This is a genomic window from Bradyrhizobium sp. HKCCYLS3070 (assembly GCF_051167575.1).
Taxonomy (GTDB): domain Bacteria; phylum Pseudomonadota; class Alphaproteobacteria; order Rhizobiales; family Xanthobacteraceae; genus Bradyrhizobium.
In genome coordinates this window covers 428,923-445,095 of the sequence record NZ_JBNPTI010000005.1, presented here as the reverse complement: position 1 = coordinate 445,095, position 16,173 = coordinate 428,923, and the positions used below count along the sequence as shown (strand labels likewise).

The following is a 16,173-nucleotide window of genomic DNA, read 5'->3' as shown; positions in this document are numbered from 1 at the left end:
CGCTTTGCCCGCCCTACGAAGTTGCCTCGCGCACGAGTCGCCAAGTAACTGGTGCGCTCCCTCCCCCCTTGTGGGGCAGGGGTGGGGAGGGGGGTACCCAGCAAAGAGTCATCGTGTGGACCCCACCCCGACCCCTCCCCGCCTAGCGAAGCTCCGCTTCGCGCGGGGGGAGGGGAGCGCAGCGCGCGCGCGGCCGCGGTTCCGCCTTGAGACGATTACGAGGCATTAGTCCGCCGTGAGAATATCCGGCTCCTTGAAGTTCGCCGGATCGAGCTGCCACTTCTTCAGCAGCTCCTGATGGATGCCTTCCTTCTGCACCTCGATCAGCGCGGCCATGACGGCGTCGCGGAACTTCGGCTTGTCCTTGGGAACGGCGATGCCGACCGAATAGGGGATGGTGACCGCGATCGCCTTTTCGAGCTTGTCCGGATAGGCCTTCACCGCCTGGTCGACCGTGTTGACGTCGTTGACATAGGTGTCGGCGCGCCCGGCCAGGATGGCTTGGATACAGTTGGCGTTGTTGTCGTAGAGCTGGATCGTCGGCTCAGGCTTTCCGGCTTCCTTGCATTTCGGCGCGAGATCCTGGATCAGCGGTACCTCGACGTAGCCGGTGTTCTCGGCCGCAGCCGCGCCGCACATCGACAGGTTGATGCCGTTGATGCCCTTCGGGTTGCCCTTGGCGACCAGCACGCCGTCGAACACCTTGGAGTAGGTGATGAAGTCGGCGGCCTTGGCGCGCTCCTTGGTGGCGTAGATGTCGGAGATGACGATGTCGGCCTGACCGCTCGCCAAGGTCGTCAGCAGCGCGGCGAAGGTCACCGGCTTGTAGGTCAGCTTGAAGCCGAGACAGTCGCCGATGGCCTCGCCGAGATCGATGTCGAAGCCGACATATTTGCTCGGGTCTTTCGGGTCGATCGACTCATAGCCCGGCGTGTGCGGATTGATCGCGTTGACCAGCGTCTTGCCCTTCCAGTCCGGATATTTCTCCTTCAGCGCCGCGCAGCCCGCGGGCGTCGCCGCCTGCGCGTCGATGGGGGCGAGAAGTCCCGCCGCGATGATGACGCCGAGCGCGGCAAGCCACGCCCGCCGCGCTCCAGTGAATAGCCTCGTCTGCATGTTGCCAGCTCCTTCGAACGATGATGTCGCGCTGGTCCGGCGGTGCATTGGTGCCGTCGCCCCGGTCCAAGCTCGAAGGCAAGCTTAGGTGCGGGCCTGCGCGGATGGCTTGTCCGTGGGCGCACAAAATATTGGATCGTGCCGGTGCAAGAATTGAGCACGCATTGCTCAAATCCGCGCCGTTGCGACGGACCGTCGCGCAGGCGTCAAGTCCGCCTGCTCGGTCCTCGAAGATTCCGAAAGTCGGAAATCGAGCGCGCCGGCGACGGTTTCACGTGCGCACGGGGCTAGCGCCAAGATGGCGCTGCCGCCGCATCACGCGTCAGGATCGCCGCGTCGCTGCGCCCATGCGAATGTGCATTGCGATAACTCGTGGCACAGGCTTGGCGGCAGCGGAGCTCCCGACTACGATGCCGCCGCACAAGTTGCTGATCTGTTTGTTGAGGTGTCTGCAATGCCGTTCCGTTTTACGGGACAAATATCACTCGGCCATTTCGCAGTGCGGACACTGATCGTCACAGCCTATGCCGTCATCTTCGCGCCCGTCGTCATGATCGTCGTGACCAGCTTCTTCGCGCAGGAGATCGTGAGCTTTCCGCCGCCGGGCCTGTCGCTGAAATGGTACGCGAACGCGCTGAGCAAGCCGGAATTTCTGCGTGGCCTCGTGACCAGCTTCCAGGTCGCGCTGCTCGCGACCGCGATCGGCGTGCCCATTGGCACTGCGGCGGCGCTTGCCATCGTGCGGGGCGAGTTCCGTGGCCGCCAGGCGCTGTCGTCGTTCCTGCTGGCGCCGCTGGCCGTGCCCGGCGTCGTCGCCGGCTCCGGCCTCTACATGTTCTATGTGCTCGCCGAGGACCTGCTCGACCGCGACATCAAGGCAACCACGGAAGGCCTCGTCGCCGCGCATACGCTGCTGGCGATTCCGTGGACGGTGCGGCTCGTGATCGCCAGCCTGCAGGGGCTCGACCGTGCCGCCGAGGAGGCCGCCGCCAATCTCGGCGCCAGCCCGTTCACGGTGTTCCGCCGTATCACCCTGCCGATGATGCGCTCCGGCATCGTCGCGGCGGCGATGTTCTCGTTCATCCAGAGCTTCGAGAATCTCGATCTGTCGATGCTGCTGGTCGGTCCCGGCCGGATCACCTTGCCGGTGGCGATGCTGAACTATCTCGAATTCCGCATCGATCCGACGCTCGCCGCGGTCGCCACTGTGCAGATCGCGCTGGTTGGCATTCTGATGGTGGTGACCGACCGCTTCGTCAAGCTGTCGCGGGTGGTGTGATGGCGCAGCTCACCCTGGAGAAGCTGACCAAGCGCTTCGGGACGTCGATCGGCGTGGAGGGGCTCGATCTCGCCGTCGGCGAGGGCGAGCTGGTCGCGCTGCTCGGACCCTCCGGCTGCGGTAAGACGACCACCTTGCGCATGGTCGCGGGCTTCCTGCCGCCCACGAGCGGCCGCGTGCTGTTCGACCGCGAGGACGTGACGCATCTGCCGGCCTACAAGCGTGCGACCGGCATGGTGTTCCAGTCCTACGCGCTGTTTCCGCACATGAGCGCAGCCGACAATGTCGGCTTTGGTCTGGAGATGCGCGGCATCGGTGCCGCCGAGCGCAAGACGAAGATCGAGGAGGCGCTCAGGCTGGTGCGGCTGTCGCATCTCGCCGACCGGCTGCCGCGGCAATTGTCGGGCGGCCAGCAGCAGCGCGTCGCGCTGGCACGGGCGCTGGTGGTCAATCCGCGCATCTTCCTGCTCGACGAGCCGTTGTCCAACCTCGATGCCAAGCTGCGCGCCGAGGTGCGGCTCGAGATCCGCGCGCTGCAGCAGCGGCTCGGCCTGACCACCTTGATGGTGACGCATGACCGCGAGGAGGCGCTGACCATGGCCGACCGCCTCGTGGTCATGGAGGGCGGCCGCGTCCGCCAGATCGGCACACCGCAGGAGCTGTATGATTCGCCCAGGGATGCCTTCGTCGCCGACTTCGTCGGCCGTTGCAACATCCTGGCCGGCCGGCGTGCGGACGCCAATAACTTCCGTACCAGCGCCGGCCTGCTGCTGCCGGTCGATGTCGCCAGCGGCGAGCGCGGTGATGCCGATGCCTTCGCGCTGCGGCCTGAACGCATTGCAGTGGTGGTCGGTGAGTCCGGCGAGGTGCGCGGCCGCGTGCTGGCGATCACCTATATGGGCGCGCAGAGCGAATATGTGGTGGCGATCGGCGACGAGACGCTGGTGGCCGTCAGGCCAACGCCCGACGCGAGCGAGCCGCTGGCAACACTCAAACCGAACGATCCCGTGTCCCTGCAGTGGGACCGCAAGGTCCCGCGTCTCGTGCCGCAGACATCTTCGTAACGCATCCATCCACAGCGAGAGGTTCTCCCATGATTTCGCGACGACATTTTCTCTCCGCCAGCGCCGGCGTCGCCGCGCTGGCCTCCGGCATGCCCACTGCCCGCGCCGAAGGCGGACAGGTCGTGGTCGGCACCTGGGGCGGCGACTACGGCCAGTTGCTCTCCGACATCATCGATAAGCCGATCATGACGCCGAAGGGGTTCGAGATCGTGCAGGACGTCGCCAACGCCGATCCGCGCAAGACCAAGCTGCTGGCCGAGCGGCAGAGTCGCCGCGGCTCGATGGACGTGTCGTGCCTGTCCGACAACGATACCTACATCGTGTCGCAGTCGGACGTGTTCGAAAAGGTCGATGCAGCCCAGGTGAAGCGGCTCGACAAGGTATTCCCGGAGCTCAAGAGCGACATCGCGATCCCGCACATCTATTCGGCGCAGGTGATCCTCTACAATACCAACCAGGTGAAGACGCCGCCGCAATCCTTCGCCGATCTGTGGGATCCGAAATGGCGCGGCCGCATCGGTCTCGCCGACATCCTCTATCCCAACAACACGTTGGCCGCGGCGCTCGCCGGCGGCGGCGGCGTCAGCAATCTCGATCCGGCCGAGAAGAAGCTGATGGAATGGCGCTCGCTCGACGTGAAGATCTATCCTTCGAACGAGGCGCTGGCGGCGGCGCTGAAGTCGGAGGAGGTCTGGATCACCACGATGTGGCTTGCCCGCGGCTTCATGTGGAAGAAGTCCGGCATTCCGCTCGCCCATGTCGTGCCGAAGGAAGGCACGCCGGCGATCGTGTTCCAGGCCGCGGTGCCGAAGAACGCCAAGAACAAGGCCGGCGGTTTCGCCTATCTCGACGCGATGCTGGACGCCAAGGCGCAAGGCGGCTTCGCCGACAAGATGGGCTATGTCCCGACGGTCACCGATGCGCCGCTGCCGGAGGATCTCGCCAAGCAGGTCAGCCTGACCGAGGCCGAGCGTGCGCGGCTGCTGAAGCCGGATTATGCCTACGCCGCCGGGCGTGCGCAGCGCACGCTCGACTTCTGGAACAAGGAGTTCAAGGCCTGAGCCTCGAAACCTCGCTCCTGCGGCACCGGCCGCAGGAGCACGCGGCCGATGCGCCGCTTATCTGCAATCGGAGCTCGCGCGATGGCGCTGCTGGTCGTTCCTGCCTGTCTGCTGGTCCTGGCGCTGCTGGTCGGGCCGATGATCCTGATGTTCCGGATCTCGCTCAACCAGTTCAGCCCGACCCAGCTGATGGTGCAGGCGCTGTCGCCGGACAACTACGTCAAGGCCGCGACCGATCCGTACTACCAGCAGATCATCCTGGCCACGCTGGGCATCGCGCTGCTGTGTACTTTGCTCACGCTGATTCTCGCCTTTCCGGCGGCCTATTGGCTCGGCCGCATGGAGAGCCGCTGGAAGAGCCTGGTCGTCATCGCGACCCTGTTTCCGCTGCTGGTCGGCAATGTCGTGCGCTCGGCCGGCTGGATGGCGCTGTTCGCGCGCGACGGGCTCGTCAACACGGTTCTGATGAAGCTCGGCCTGATCTCCACGCCGCTGGAGATCATGTACACGACCAAGGCGGTCATCATCGGCATCATCGCCGTCGTGCTGCCCTACATGATCCTGACGCTGTCCGCGGTCATCGAGAGCATCCCCCGCGACCTGGAATATGCCGCCGCCAATCTCGGCGCCTCAGGCGCGCGCGTGTTCTGGCGGGTGATCCTGCCGCTGTCGGGTCCCGGCGTCGCCGCCGGCTCGATCCTGGTGTTCGTTTTGTGCATGAACACCTATGCAACGGCGGTGCTTCTCGGCGGCCCGCGATTCAAGATGATGGCGCCTGCCGTGTACGACCAGTTCGTGCGCGGCAACAACTGGCCGATGGGTGCCGCCCTCGCCTTCATGCTGCTCGCGGTGACCATGGCGTTCACGGTGTTCGGCAGCGTCGCGTTCGCGCGGAAGTACAGGGCGGGGTGACGGTAGACGCCGTCATTGCGAGAAGCGCAGCGACGAAGCAATCCAGACTTGCTTCCTGGCCCTGGATTGCTTCGCTCCGCTCGCAATGACGGGAAGACGATGCGTAGGGTGGGCAAAGGCGCGCAGCGCTGTGCCCACCATCTTGGAAGAAAGCAGACGCATGGTGGGCACGCTGCGCTTTGCCCACCCTACGGTCTCAAATGGAGGACACGCCGTCGTGACGGAACAGATGCTCCCTGGCGATGAGCTCGCCTTCATCAGGAACAAGGGCGCGGCGCCGATCGTGCCGAAGGCGACGACGCGGGATCGCGGGATCGGGCCGTTCAAGCGGCTGGCGCTGCGCAGCGCCACTGTCATCGACGGCACCGGGGCGCCGCCGATCGGGCCGGTCGACATCATCGTCGAGAACGGCCGCATCGTCAGCATCAAGAAGATCGTCGGCTATGGCTATGCCGGCAACGCTGGCGAACCGGCCGATCACGAGATCGACTGTCGCGGAAAATGGGTGACGCCGGGCTTCGTCGACTGCCACGCCCATGCCGGCGTTGCCTATCACTCCGCCAATGGCTGGGTGCCGCCGGTCGACTACGTCTACAAGCTCTGGCTGGCGCATGGCGTCACCACGGTGCGCGAGATGGGCTCGATGAACGGGCTGTCCTGGATGCTCGACCAGAAAGAGCGCGCCGAGAACAACACGATCGCCGCGCCGCGGCTGCTCGCCTATGCCTATTTCCCGGCCGTCAACGACATGGTCAAGACGATCTACACGCCGGAGCAGGGGCGCACCTGGCTGCGTCAGGTCAAGGAGCGCGGCGCCGACGGCATCAAGTTCTTCGGCGCGCCGCCCGCGATCATGGAAGCCGCGCTCGACGAGTGCAAACAGATCGGCCTGCGCACCGGCTGCCATCACGCCCAGATGGCGGTGTCGCGCATGAATGCGCTGACCACGGCGAAGTGGGGCCTGACGAGCGCGGAGCATTATTACGGCCTGCCGGAGGCGCTGTTCGAAGACCGCGTGATCCAGAACTTCCCGCTCGACTACAACTACACCGATGAATATTTCCGCTTCTCGGTCTCGGGGCAGATGTTCAAGCAGGGCGCCGAGCCCGGCTCGGCCAAGTGGAACGAGGTGCTGGAGCAGTTCCTGGAGATCGGTTTCACCTTCGTGCCGACCTTCACGATCTACGACGCCAACCGCGACCTGATGCGGGCGCGCCAGGCCTATTGGCACAAGGAGTACACTTGGAAGTCGATGTGGGACTACTTCACGCCGCAGCGCGGCGGCCACGGCTCGTACTGGTATCGCTGGTCGACCCAGAACGAGATCGAGTGGAAGGAGAACTACCGGCTCTGGATGGCGTTCGTCAACGAGTACAAGAACCGCGGCGGCCGGGTCTGCACCGGCTCGGATTCCGGCTTCATCTACCAGATCTTCGGCTTCGGCTATGTCCGTGAGCTGGAGCTGCTGCAGGAGGCGGGCTTCCATCCGCTGGAGGTGATCCGCTCGGCGACATCGCAGGGCGCAGCACTCTGCGGCCTGCAGGACGAGATCGGCACCATCGACATCGGCATGCGCGCCGACATGCTGGTCCACGACCACAATCCGCTGACCGATTTCAAGCTGCTCTACGGCACCGGCGCGATGCGCTTCAACGATGCGACCAATGCAGTCGAGTGGCATCGCGGCCTGAAATTCACGATCAAGGACGGCATCATCTACGACACCGAGGAGCTGCTCGCCGACGTCCGTGAGCTGGTCAAGGCGAGCTGGGAGAGCGACGTGCCGGAGAAATACGCGACCAAGGACAAAGACAAGGATGCCGCGGCGCCATGAGCGTCGGCATCATCGACTTCTTCGTCCTGACCGGCTTCCTCGGATCGGGCAAGACGACGCTGCTGCGCGATGTGCTGAGCGCGGAGACGGCGTCCGACACGGCCGTGATCGTCAACGAGGCCGGCGAGGTCGGGCTCGATGGCGTGCTGCTGCGCGAGAGCGGCGATGACGTGCCGCTGGCGATGCTGTCGAACGGCTGCGTCTGCTGCCAGGTCGGCAGCGATCTCGCCTTCACCATCGACCGCCTGATCATGGCGCCGCGGCCCGCCGGCCTGCCGCCGTTGCGCCGGATCATCCTGGAGACCTCGGGCCTGTCGATGCCAGGACCGGTGCTGCGCCAGCTCGCGACCTTGGCCGAGCACCGCATGCGCGTCGCCGTCGTCGCGACCTACGATCTCACGCGCGGCCTGGACGTCGCGACGTTCGAGGAGGCCGCGGCCCAATGGGCCGCGGCACATCGGATCATTGCAACCAAGGCGGATCTTGCGCCGGAGGGGCTGACCGATGCGCCGGTGGTGATCGCGCAGCTCAATCCAGTCGCGAAGGCCGTCGCCAACGCGGATCGCGCCGCTGTGGTGTCGGCGGCCTTTGCGCCGCTTACGGCGTCCCCGCCGCTGCGCGACGTCGCGCCTGATCTCGCCGCCGCGCATCCGCGCCTCGCGCTCTGCCTGGTCCGGCCGCGCCATGAGATCGGCTATGCCGATCTCGCCAGTTGGCTGGACAACGTCGCGGGTCGGCTCGGCGAGCGCCTTCTGCGCATCAAGGGGCTCGTCAAGGTGCAGGAAGCACCGCGCCCATTGCTGGTCGAAAGCGTCGGCACGGTGTTCTCGCCGCCACGCCAACTGACCGTCGACAAGCCCCCAGCGCCCTTCATCGTCGTGATCGCGCGCGACATTGCCCGCGATGAGCTCGAACAGGTCGAGCCGATGGGGTTGTTCACGTTCTCCTGGCGGGAGCCCGAGCGCGGAGCAGCGAGGGGCGGCATCCGCGCGGAGTGGGTGACCTAGGCGGTTGTCTCGGTTGGACAGCACGAGAGGACTTGGCGTCATTCCGGGGCAATCGTGCACACGTGACGGCGTGTGCGCGATTGAACTCGGAATCTCGAGATTGTTGGAAACGAACGCAAGGCAACGTTGGGATTCCGGGTTCAAGGCCTGCGGCCTTGCCCCGGAATGACGGTGGTCGTGATGCAGAAGGACTAATTCCCCCCGATCGTGCTCAAGCTCCGTGATGGATAGCGCAAAGCCACGTCGAACGGGTTGAGCTTGCCGGCCAGCACCTGCGCCTCGCCCTGCAGGATCTTCACCACATGCGGCAGCCGGTCCGCGTTCAGCCGCTCCGCCAGCGTGCCCACGCTGAGCGCCGCCACCGCGCGGCCCTGCGCGTCGAGCACGGGCACGCCGACGCCGGCCATGCCGGGAATGAGGCCGGTGCTGGTGTTGACCCAACCTTGCGCGCGCGCCTGCGCCAGCGCACTGCGCAGCGAGGCCTCGTCGAGGAAGCCGCGATCGAGCAGGCGCGGGATGTTGAAGCGGATCACGGCCTCCTGCTCGTCCTCGGGCAGGTTGGCGAGAATCGCGAGGCTGCCCTGGCCAAGCCCGAGCGGCACCTTGCCGCCGATGTCGCCGGTGAAGGAGCGGATCGGAAACGGTCCTTCGACGCGGTCGAGGCAGACCGCATCGAAGCCGTTGCGCACCAGCAGGAAGATCGTGTCGCTCAAGGTCGCCGACAGCCGCAGCAGCGCCGGCCGCGCCGCCTCGCGCAGGCCGCTGGCCTGCCCGGCGCGCGCCGCGAGCACGTAGAAGTCGAGCGCAAGGCGATAGCGCTTGCCGGCGGCCTGCTCGGCAAAGCCCTCCGCCACGAGATCCTGCAGCATGCGGTGCGCGGTCGGCTGGCTGCAGCCCGCGGTCTCCGCGATGTCCTTCAGCCGCAGCCCGTCGGGGTCGCCCTCGGCGAGGATGCGGAGCAGCTTCAGGGCCCGGCGAAGGCTGGAGGACGAATCGGTGTCGGCTGTCGTCATCTGAACGGTGAATGTTGGCGTCGAATTCGTCACATGGATTTCATATAGCAGAATATCAGATAAATAAATTCAGGATATCGGAATTCATGATTGACCATCTGCGTGGCCCGCCGGCATGAAAGAGCCCCAGGGCGGCAATCCCTGGCGATGACAGGGAGCCTCCCGCGCGAGGACGCATGGGTTTCCTGACGCTGGACGGTTTGACGAAGCTCTACGGCGATGTCGCTGCGGTCAGCGACGTCAATCTCAGCGTCGCCAAGGGCGAGTTCATCTCGCTGCTCGGCCCCTCCGGCTGCGGCAAGACCACGACGCTGCAGATGATCGCCGGCCTGGTCGAGCCGACGTCGGGGCGCATCACGCTCGACGGTCGCGACATCACCCGCGAGAAGCCCGATCGCCGCGGCCTCGGCATCGTCTTCCAGAGCTACGCGCTGTTTCCGCACATGACGGTGGCGCAGAACGTCGCCTTCGGACTCGAAATGCGCAAGGTGATCAGGGCCGAGCGCGAGGCGCGCGTCAAACAGGCGCTGGCGCTGGTGCAACTCGCCGCGCTCGCCGACCGCTATCCACGCCAGCTCTCCGGCGGGCAGCGTCAGCGCGTCGCGGTGGCGCGCGCGCTCGTCATCGATCCGCCGGTGCTGCTGCTCGACGAGCCCTTGTCCAATCTCGACGCCAAGCTGCGCGAGGAGATGCAGTTCGAACTGCGCGGCATCCAGCAGCGCGTCGGCACCACCACGATCATGGTGACGCACGACCAGAGCGAGGCGCTGTCGATGAGCGATCGCGTGGTGGTGATGGAGCAGGGCCGCATCATGCAGATCGACGCGCCCTATCGGCTCTACGAAAATCCGGCGACGCCGTTCATCTCCTCCTTCGTCGGCAAGATGAACCGGCTGTCCGGCGTGCGGCGCAGCGGCGGCGTCGAGATCGGCGGGCGCTTGCTGCCGTGCGAGGGGGCTGACCTCACCGACGGCACGGCCGCCGTGCTCGCGATCCGGCCGGAGAAGATCGGCCTGACAACTCCCGGCGCCGGCGTGCTCGATGGCCGCATCAGAGCGCGCTTCTTCCTCGGCAGCACCTGGTTCTTCACCGTGGAGACGCCCGCCGGATTGATCGGCGTCGCCCTGCCCAATGCGGGCGAGGAGCCGGCGTGCGAGGGCGATCAGGTCGGTCTCGCCTGGAGCAGCGCCAGCGCACGCGCGTCGAAGCCCGACGGAGCGCAGTCGGCATGAGCGGCACGCGCGCGACGACACCATGGCTGCTGGCGGCGCCGGGCGCGCTGCTGTTCACCGCATTGGTGGTCGTGCCGCTCGGGCTCACCCTGGCGCTGTCGTTCCACGTCTATGACGCCGCGACCGGCGTCAAGGACGAGACCACGCTGGCGCACTACATCGGCATCCTCTCCGACAGCTACTTTCTCAATATCTTCTGGCGCACGCTGCGGCTCGCCGCGCTGACCACGCTGATCTGCGCCGTGATCGGCGCGCCCGAGGCCTACATCCTGGCGCGCATGCGCGAGCCCTGGCGCTCGGCGTTCCTGCTCGCGATCATCGGCCCGCTGCTGGTTTCGGTCGTGGTGCGCGCCTTTGGCTGGAGCATGCTGCTCGGCCCCACGGGCCTCGTCAACGAGGCCTTCCGTGCGCTCGGGCTCGGCACGGTCAGGATCCTCTACACCGAGACGGCCATCGTCATCGCGCTCGTCCATGTGATGCTGCCGTTCATGGTCATCCCGGTCTGGACCTCGCTGCAGAAGCTCGATCCGATGGTCGAGGCCGCCGCCTGGACGCTCGGCGCCTCGCGCTTCACGGCGCTGCGCCGCGTAGTGCTGCCGCAGGTGACGATGGGGCTGCTGTCGGGCAGCCTGGTGGTGTTCGGACTTTCGGCCTCGGCCTTCGCGATCCCCGCGCTGCTCGGCGGCCGGCGGCTGAAGATGGCGGCGACGCTGGTCTATGACGAATACATGCACGAGCTGAACTGGCCGCTGGGGGCCGCCATCGCGATTCTCGTGCTGGTGATCAATCTCGTCATCATGCTGGCCTATCAGCGCGTCGTCGAGGCGCGCGCCAGGCGGATGTTGGGGTGAGCGGCATGCGCCACAACGGTCCGATCGCCCTGGTCTTTCATGCGCTCGTCACTGGCTTCGTGCTGGCGCCGCTCATCGTGATCTGCCTCGTCGCGTTCACGCCGGCCAACACGTTGACATTGCCGACCACGCAGGTCTCGCTGCGCTGGTTCACGGCCGTGTTCGCGCATCCGGATTTCGTCGCCTCCTTCCTCAACAGCCTGTGGGTTGCCGCAACAGCCGCGACGATTGCGGTCGTGCTCGCGGTCGCCGCCGGCCTCGCGCTCGACCGCTACGACTTCCGCGGCCGCGCGGCGCTGAACGCGCTGTTCCTGTCGCCCCTGATGATCCCGCATCTCGTGCTCGGCGTTGCGCTGCTGCGGCTGTTCGCGCTGCTCGGCGCCACCGGCAGCCTGCTGTGGCTGACCGCAGGTCACATTGTCGTCGTCACGCCTTATGTGCTCCGCTTGGTTCTGGCCGCCCTGTCCGGCCTCGACCGCAGCGCCGAGCAGGCGGCGGTGACCCTGGGCGCTTCCGGCTGGATCGTGTTCCGCCGCATCACCGTGCCGATGATTTTGCCCGGCATCACCGGCGGCTGGCTGCTTGCCTTCATCAACTCCTTCGACGAACTCACGATGTCGATCTTCATCACCTCGCCCGCCACGATCACCCTGCCGGTGCGCATGTACATGTACGCGACCGAATCGATTGATCCGATGATGGCCGCCGTATCGGCGCTGATGATCGCGGTGACGGCGGCGGCGATGCTGCTGCTCGACCGCATCTTCGGCCTCGACAAGATCCTCGTGGGGCAGGGCTGACACCATGCCGCTGTTGCATCGTCTCGTCCGCAACGACAGCGCCGTCATCTCCTTCGCGATCGATGGCGTGCCCTGCGTCGGCCGCGCCGGCGACACCGTGCTGACGGCCATGCTCTGCCAGGTCGACCGGCTTCGCTACAGCGAGTTTTCCGCCGCGCCACGGGCCGGCTTCTGCCAGATGGGCGCGTGCCAGGACTGCTGGGTGCAGCTCGCGAGCGGTGAGCGGCTGCGCGCCTGCACGACGCCGCTTACCGAAGGCATGGACATCATCACACGACGAGGGCGCGGCCATGGCTGAGCGCGCATCGCCCCTGATCGTCGGCGCCGGCCCGGCCGGCATCCGCGCCGCGATGACATTGGTCGCGGCCGGCCTGCGGCCGATCGTGGTCGACGAAGGCCACGCCTGCGGCGGCCAGATCTATCGCCAGCCGCTGAGTCCCGATGGCCGCGATGCCACGGCGCGCTACGGCTCGGAGGCTTCGAAGGCCACGCGGCTGCATCACGACTTTGCGGCGCTCGGCTCCGCAATCGACTATCAGTCGAACACGCTGCTGTGGAATCTGCGCGACGGCGCGGCCGCCATTCTCCGCGACGGCATCAGCCATCGCATCAATTATGATGGACTCATCCTCGCGGCCGGCGCGACCGATCGCGTGCTGCCGATCCCCGGCTGGACCTTGCCCGGCGTATTCACCCTCGGCGGCGCGCAAATCGCGCTGAAGGCGCAGGGCTGTGTGATCGGCCGGCGCGTGGTGTTCGCCGGCTCCGGCCCGCTGCTCTATCTGGTCGCCTGGCAATACATGAAGGCCGGCGTCGACGTTGCCGCCGTGCTCGACGCGGCGCCCTTGTCTGCGAAGCTCAATCTGCTGCGCGCGTTGCCGCTCGCGCCGGGCATCGTGCTGCGTGGATTGCGCATGGCGCTGGAGTTGACGCTGCGCGGAACGCGCGTGCGGTCTGGCGTGTCCCAGCTTCGGATCGAGGGCGAGAGCAGGGTGGCGCGCATCGTCTATCGGGCCGGCGGGCGCGAACACGCGATCACCTGCGACGGCGTCGGCTACGGCCTCGGTCTGCGCTCGGAGACTCAGGCTGCTGATCTCGCCGGCTGCGCCTTTCGCTTCGATGCGCGCGACGGCGCGCATCGTCCGGTTCGCGACGCCGGTGGCCGCAGCAGCATCGCGGGCGTGTACCTCGCCGGCGACGGCGCCCGCATCGCCGGCGCCGATGCCGCGGAAGCCGCCGGCGAGCGGGCCGCGCTGGCATTGTTGGAGGATCGCGGCCTGCCGCATGATTCGATGCGCGCTACCGCCCTCGAACATGCGCTGGCGCGGATCGACCGGCTGCGCGATGGGCTCGAAGCCGCCTTTCCCTATCCATCGCATTGGGCGGGCGACATCGCCGATGACACGCTGCTGTGCCGCTGCGAGGAGATCGATGCCGGCGAGGCGCGGCGCGCGATCAGGGATTTCTCGCTCACCGAGATCAATCGCCTGAAGGCGGTGACGCGCATCGGCATGGGCCGCTGCCAGGGCCGCATGTGCGGCGCCGCCGCCGCGGAGCTCTTGGCTGCGCAGACGCGCCGCGACATAGGCGCCGTCGGCCGGCTGCGCGCGCAGGCACCGATCAAGCCGATCCCGGTGGCCGTGAGTCTGTCCCTCGACGAGAGGCAGCATGACCCGGCGCATTGACTGCGATGTCGCGATCGTCGGCGGCGGGCTGGTCGGCAGCTCCGCCGCGCTGGCGCTGCGCGGCATGGGCTTCTCCGTCACGCTGCTCGACAAGGGCTTCTGCGGCGCTCAGGCGAGCGGCGTGAACTATGGCGGCGTGCGCCGCCAGGGCCGCCCGCCCGAGCAACTGCCGCTGTCGCAGCGGGCGCATGCAATCTGGCCGCGGCTCGCGCAGCTCATCGGCATCGACGGCGAGTTCCTGCGCTCCGGCCATCTCAAGCTCGCGCGCTCGCCTGCGGACATGGCGAGCCTGGAGCGCTACGCCGTCGAGGTCGCGCCGTTCGGGCTCGCTCTCGAGCTGATCGGCCACAATCAACTGCACGAGCGCTTCGGCATCGCGGGCGGCGTCGTGGGCGGTTCGTTCTGTCCTGGCGACGGCCACGCCAATCCCCGGCTGGTCGCCACCGCCTTCGCCGCAGCGGCGCGTCGCGCCGGCGCCGAGGTGCTGGAGAACACGGAGGTTACGGGCGCCACCAGGACGTTCGAGGGCTTCGTGATCGAGGCCGGCGACGTTGCCATCAGGACGCGTACCGTGATCAACAGCGCCGGCGCCTGGGCCGACGGCTTGGCGCGCGCGTTCGACGAACCGGTGCCGCTGGAGCGCACCTATCCGTCGATGATCGTGACCGAGCCGCTCGATCCGTTCCTGACCGTCAACATCGGCATCGAAGGCGGCGGCATCTATGCGCGGCAGGTCACGCGCGGCAACGTCGTCGTCGGCGGCGAGCGCGCCGCGCCGCTCGCCGATCCCGACTATTCGCGCCCGCGCAGCGACGGCGTGCTTGCCATCATGCAGCGCGCCAGCGAGCTGTTCGGCCCGCTGCGCCATGCCCAGGCGATTCGGTTCTGGAGCGGCACCGAGGCGACGATGCCCGACCGCAATCCGGTGATCGGGCCGAGCGCGACGACGCCGGGACTGATTCACGCCTTCGGCTTCTCTGGCGCCGGCTTCCAGATCGCGCCGGGGGTCGGCCAGGTGCTGGCCGAGCTGGTGCGCGACGGCGAGACCTCGACGCCGATCGCGGCCTTCGCCATCACTCGTTTCTCACCCGCATCGCAGCCGGGCGATGCCTCTCAAGCAGCAATGACGACAGGATCGAAGGAGACCTCGCCATGATCGATGCTCGCGCCGCGCTCGGCTCAGCCCTCGCGCTGATGCTCGCCACCGCCTCCGCGCACGCCGAAACCAGGACGCTCTATGTCGGCATGAACGGCGGCAATTTCGAGCGCACCTATACGCAGGCGGTGTTTCCGGACTTCGAGAAGGCCAACGACGTCAAGATCGTCGTCGTGCCCGGCACCTCGTCGGAGATCCTCGCCAAGGCGATCGCGGCCAAAGACAAGCCGCAGATGCACGTGATGTTTCTCGACGACGGCGTGATGATCCGCGCCGCCGGCCTTGGTCTGTGCGAGAAGCTGAAGCCGAGCGAGGCGCTCGGCCAGCTCGAGCCGTTCGCGCGACTCAAGGACGACATCGCCGCCGGCATCGACATCGGCATGACCGGCCTTGCCTACAACAAGAAGCTGTTCGACGAGAAGGGTTGGGCGGTGCCGACCTCCTGGCTCGATCTCGCCGATCCCAAGTTCAAGGACAAGGTCGTGTTCCAGTCGGCCTCGGTCTCGACCTTCGGCCTGCACGCCTTCCTGATGATCAACCGTATCAACGGCGGCAGCGAGGCCAATGTCGAGCCGGGCTTCAAGGCGTTTCCCGACACGATCGGCAAGAACGTGCTCGAATACATTCCGAACTCGGCCAAGATCTCCGAGATGGTGCAGACCGGCGAGGCCGCGATCTTCCCGCTGACGCCGACCGCGGTGTCGACCTTGAAGGAGAAGGGCATCCCGGTCGAGTATGCGCAGCCGAAGGAAGGCTCGGTCGTGCTGATGGTCGCCGAATGCGTCATCGCCAACAACTCCGAATCCGAGCTGGCGCAGAAGCTCGCCGCCTATCTGCTGTCGCCGGAAGCGCAGGCCAAGGCGCTGGCCGCCGGCAACATCGTGCCGTCCAACACCACCGCGAAAGCCACGACGCCGGCGGCCGAGCAGAAGCTCGCGACCTTCCACGGCTACATGAAGAGCGCGATCACGCTCGACTGGGACGTCATCAACGCCAGGCGCCCCGAATGGAATACGCGCTGGAACAGGATGATCGAGCGGTAGGCAGGCTTCGTTCCGTCGTCATTGTGAGCGAAGCGATTCAGACCTTTCATGCGGCCCTGGATCGCTTCGCTGGCGCTCGCGATGACGGCCGGGGAGCCAGCGCGTTTGCAGTTCCATCGT

General features: G+C 66.8%; 15 protein-coding genes. 13 read left to right on the top strand and 2 right to left on the bottom strand.

Annotation, left to right across the window (positions count from 1 at the left end):
* Nucleotides 1-225: 225 nt before the first annotated feature.
* Complete coding sequence (locus tag ACQR03_RS19620; protein WP_315825357.1) at nt 226-1,116, bottom strand: ABC transporter substrate-binding protein; 891 nt, start codon at nt 1,114-1,116, stop codon at nt 226-228.
* Nucleotides 1,117-1,570: 454 nt separating this feature from the next.
* Here ACQR03_RS19620 and ACQR03_RS19615 point away from each other — a divergent pair, with 454 nt between their 5' ends.
* From ACQR03_RS19615 to ACQR03_RS19590, 6 genes are all read left to right on the top strand, one after another.
* Nucleotides 1,571-2,395, top strand: coding sequence for an ABC transporter permease (locus ACQR03_RS19615; RefSeq protein WP_315825356.1), 825 nt, complete (start codon nt 1,571-1,573; stop codon nt 2,393-2,395).
* Nucleotides 2,395-3,459 (top strand): ABC transporter ATP-binding protein, encoded by a 1,065-nt coding sequence (locus ACQR03_RS19610; protein WP_315825355.1) that lies wholly within the window; start codon nt 2,395-2,397, stop codon nt 3,457-3,459. The genes ACQR03_RS19615 and ACQR03_RS19610 overlap by 1 nt, the downstream gene beginning before the upstream one ends.
* A 29-nt stretch (nt 3,460-3,488) precedes the next feature.
* Complete coding sequence (locus ACQR03_RS19605; RefSeq protein WP_315754406.1) at nt 3,489-4,520, top strand: ABC transporter substrate-binding protein; 1,032 nt, start codon at nt 3,489-3,491, stop codon at nt 4,518-4,520.
* Nucleotides 4,521-4,601: 81 nt separating this feature from the next.
* Nucleotides 4,602-5,432, top strand: a complete 831-nt coding sequence (locus ACQR03_RS19600; RefSeq protein WP_316193645.1) for an ABC transporter permease — start codon at nt 4,602-4,604, stop codon at nt 5,430-5,432.
* A 229-nt stretch (nt 5,433-5,661) separates the two neighbouring features.
* Complete coding sequence (locus tag ACQR03_RS19595) at nt 5,662-7,266, top strand: amidohydrolase family protein (protein WP_410051238.1); 1,605 nt, start codon at nt 5,662-5,664, stop codon at nt 7,264-7,266.
* Nucleotides 7,263-8,273: a CobW family GTP-binding protein gene (locus ACQR03_RS19590; protein WP_316174325.1), complete on the top strand. Its 1,011-nt coding sequence runs from the start codon at nt 7,263-7,265 to the stop codon at nt 8,271-8,273. The genes ACQR03_RS19595 and ACQR03_RS19590 overlap by 4 nt, the downstream gene beginning before the upstream one ends.
* A 191-nt stretch (nt 8,274-8,464) precedes the next feature.
* Here ACQR03_RS19590 and ACQR03_RS19585 read toward each other — a convergent pair whose 3' ends face one another.
* Nucleotides 8,465-9,286, bottom strand: coding sequence for an IclR family transcriptional regulator (locus ACQR03_RS19585; RefSeq protein WP_434841444.1), 822 nt, complete (start codon nt 9,284-9,286; stop codon nt 8,465-8,467).
* A gap of 176 nt (nt 9,287-9,462) precedes the next feature.
* Here ACQR03_RS19585 and ACQR03_RS19580 point away from each other — a divergent pair, with 176 nt between their 5' ends.
* The 7 genes from ACQR03_RS19580 to ACQR03_RS19550 are packed head-to-tail and all read left to right on the top strand — an operon-like array spanning nt 9,463 to nt 16,053.
* Nucleotides 9,463-10,518 (top strand): ABC transporter ATP-binding protein, encoded by a 1,056-nt coding sequence (locus ACQR03_RS19580; protein ID WP_316235177.1) that lies wholly within the window; start codon nt 9,463-9,465, stop codon nt 10,516-10,518.
* Complete coding sequence (locus ACQR03_RS19575; RefSeq protein WP_316165860.1) at nt 10,515-11,369, top strand: ABC transporter permease; 855 nt, start codon at nt 10,515-10,517, stop codon at nt 11,367-11,369. The genes ACQR03_RS19580 and ACQR03_RS19575 overlap by 4 nt, the downstream gene beginning before the upstream one ends.
* A gap of 5 nt (nt 11,370-11,374) precedes the next feature.
* Nucleotides 11,375-12,169, top strand: coding sequence for an ABC transporter permease (locus tag ACQR03_RS19570; protein WP_315754392.1), 795 nt, complete (start codon nt 11,375-11,377; stop codon nt 12,167-12,169).
* A 4-nt stretch (nt 12,170-12,173) separates the two neighbouring features.
* Nucleotides 12,174-12,467 carry a (2Fe-2S)-binding protein gene (locus ACQR03_RS19565; protein ID WP_315754390.1) on the top strand — a complete coding sequence of 98 codons (294 nt, stop codon included), beginning with the start codon at nt 12,174-12,176 and terminating at the stop codon, nt 12,465-12,467.
* Nucleotides 12,460-13,854, top strand: coding sequence for an FAD-dependent oxidoreductase (locus tag ACQR03_RS19560; RefSeq protein ID WP_434841443.1), 1,395 nt, complete (start codon nt 12,460-12,462; stop codon nt 13,852-13,854). The genes ACQR03_RS19565 and ACQR03_RS19560 overlap by 8 nt, the downstream gene beginning before the upstream one ends.
* Nucleotides 13,838-15,010, top strand: a complete 1,173-nt coding sequence (locus ACQR03_RS19555) for an NAD(P)/FAD-dependent oxidoreductase (protein ID WP_434841442.1) — start codon at nt 13,838-13,840, stop codon at nt 15,008-15,010. The genes ACQR03_RS19560 and ACQR03_RS19555 overlap by 17 nt, the downstream gene beginning before the upstream one ends.
* Nucleotides 15,007-16,053 (top strand): ABC transporter substrate-binding protein, encoded by a 1,047-nt coding sequence (locus ACQR03_RS19550; protein WP_316226191.1) that lies wholly within the window; start codon nt 15,007-15,009, stop codon nt 16,051-16,053. Before ACQR03_RS19555 ends, ACQR03_RS19550 begins: the two co-directional genes overlap by 4 nt.
* Nucleotides 16,054-16,173 lie beyond the last annotated feature (120 nt).

Coding starts and splice junctions, on each gene's coding strand:
- ACQR03_RS19570 (WP_315754392.1), top strand. CDS start 11,375: ATGCGCCACAACGGTCCGATCGCCCTGGTCTTTCATGCGCTCGTCACT.
- ACQR03_RS19555 (WP_434841442.1), top strand. CDS start 13,838: ATGACCCGGCGCATTGACTGCGATGTCGCGATCGTCGGCGGCGGGCTG.
- ACQR03_RS19585 (WP_434841444.1), bottom strand. CDS start 9,286: ATGACGACAGCCGACACCGATTCGTCCTCCAGCCTTCGCCGGGCCCTG.
- ACQR03_RS19560 (WP_434841443.1), top strand. CDS start 12,460: ATGGCTGAGCGCGCATCGCCCCTGATCGTCGGCGCCGGCCCGGCCGGC.
- ACQR03_RS19610 (WP_315825355.1), top strand. CDS start 2,395: ATGGCGCAGCTCACCCTGGAGAAGCTGACCAAGCGCTTCGGGACGTCG.
- ACQR03_RS19615 (WP_315825356.1), top strand. CDS start 1,571: ATGCCGTTCCGTTTTACGGGACAAATATCACTCGGCCATTTCGCAGTG.
- ACQR03_RS19600 (WP_316193645.1), top strand. CDS start 4,602: ATGGCGCTGCTGGTCGTTCCTGCCTGTCTGCTGGTCCTGGCGCTGCTG.
- ACQR03_RS19575 (WP_316165860.1), top strand. CDS start 10,515: ATGAGCGGCACGCGCGCGACGACACCATGGCTGCTGGCGGCGCCGGGC.
- ACQR03_RS19590 (WP_316174325.1), top strand. CDS start 7,263: ATGAGCGTCGGCATCATCGACTTCTTCGTCCTGACCGGCTTCCTCGGA.
- ACQR03_RS19620 (WP_315825357.1), bottom strand. CDS start 1,116: ATGCAGACGAGGCTATTCACTGGAGCGCGGCGGGCGTGGCTTGCCGCG.
- ACQR03_RS19595 (WP_410051238.1), top strand. CDS start 5,662: ATGCTCCCTGGCGATGAGCTCGCCTTCATCAGGAACAAGGGCGCGGCG.
- ACQR03_RS19550 (WP_316226191.1), top strand. CDS start 15,007: ATGATCGATGCTCGCGCCGCGCTCGGCTCAGCCCTCGCGCTGATGCTC.
- ACQR03_RS19580 (WP_316235177.1), top strand. CDS start 9,463: ATGGGTTTCCTGACGCTGGACGGTTTGACGAAGCTCTACGGCGATGTC.
- ACQR03_RS19565 (WP_315754390.1), top strand. CDS start 12,174: ATGCCGCTGTTGCATCGTCTCGTCCGCAACGACAGCGCCGTCATCTCC.
- ACQR03_RS19605 (WP_315754406.1), top strand. CDS start 3,489: ATGATTTCGCGACGACATTTTCTCTCCGCCAGCGCCGGCGTCGCCGCG.